This is a genomic window from Frankia sp. AiPs1, from assembly GCF_023716945.1.
Lineage (GTDB): Bacteria > Actinomycetota > Actinomycetes > Frankiales > Frankiaceae > Frankia.
The window spans coordinates 1-972 of record NZ_JAMQQF010001048.1; the positions used below are offsets into that span (position 1 = coordinate 1).

Genomic DNA, 972 nt, shown 5'->3' on the forward strand with positions numbered 1-972 from the left:
CGCCGGCATCGCCGCCTCCGCCGGCACCGCCGCCCCCGTCCGGCCCGTCCTGCGACAGGCGTGCGTCGGCGACACCGAGCGGCTGTTCGGCGTTCTCGCCGACCCCGGCGGCGACCTGTACTACACCTGCAACGACGCCACCCAGGCATCCCTTTACCGGATGTCCGCGCGGGCGCTCGCCGCCGGCGGATCCGGTCCGGGCCAGCGCATCCTGTACTGACCGCACGGACGCGCCGGCGGACGCGCCCGGCGGGCGGGGTTCGGTCGACCGGGTCTGCGCCGCCGGGTTTGCGGTGGTGGGTCCAGGCCGGCCGGGGCGATGGCGGCGGCGCGGATGTTTGGCGGCTGGCCGTCGCGGAACGCCGTGGTTGTCCGAGCGACCTCCCGGAACTGCGAGAAGGAGAATTCTCATGGCGACTGGTGAGACGAGGGCGACCGGTGACACGAGGGCGGCGGGTGAGACCGGGTTCAGCGACATCGTCCACGATCTGATCACGGTGCAGTACCACGCGCTGAAGGCCGGGCACGACTACGAGCAGTTCATCCGCGACGCGGAGAACGCCGACGAGCGGGAGATCGCCGAGTTCTTCCGCACCGTGATGAGGGAGGACGCCGAGCGCGCGAGAGCCTGCCACCGGTATCTCACCCACCTCTCCGGCACGCGGGCCGCGGGTTCCGCCGTGACCTGACCTGACCATTCGGTCCGAACCGGTCCTGACAGGCCAGGCCAGGTCCCGGGAACTCGGGCCCCGCCCCATACCCGGTCGCTCCGGTCGGATTCGGCCACCCCGGGGGGCCGGGCGGCGCGGATGCTGCGACGATGAGCCGTGCGTCGGCGCCGACTCATCCGCCTTGTGGCCTATGTCTGCGTGCTCGGCTGCGGGTTCGCCCTCGTGGGGTGCGTGGGCGGCACACCCCCGCCGCGCCGGCCCGAGGCGGCCCGCGTCCCGACGGCCGGCCCGGGCGGCGGCC

2 protein-coding genes are annotated in these 972 nt (G+C 74.0%); both read left to right on the plus strand.

Going from position 1 to position 972, the window contains the following annotated elements; translation table 11 throughout:
- Positions 1 to 220, plus strand: a 220-nt coding sequence (locus ND748_RS32755; protein WP_251750127.1) for a hypothetical protein, incomplete at its 5' end; no start/stop codon positions are given.
- Positions 221 to 410: 190 nt separating this feature from the next.
- The gene (locus ND748_RS32760) at positions 411 to 689 is read left to right on the plus strand and encodes an acyl carrier protein (protein WP_251750128.1); all 279 of its coding nucleotides are present in this window, start codon (positions 411 to 413) and stop codon (positions 687 to 689) included.
- Positions 690 to 972 lie beyond the last annotated feature (283 nt).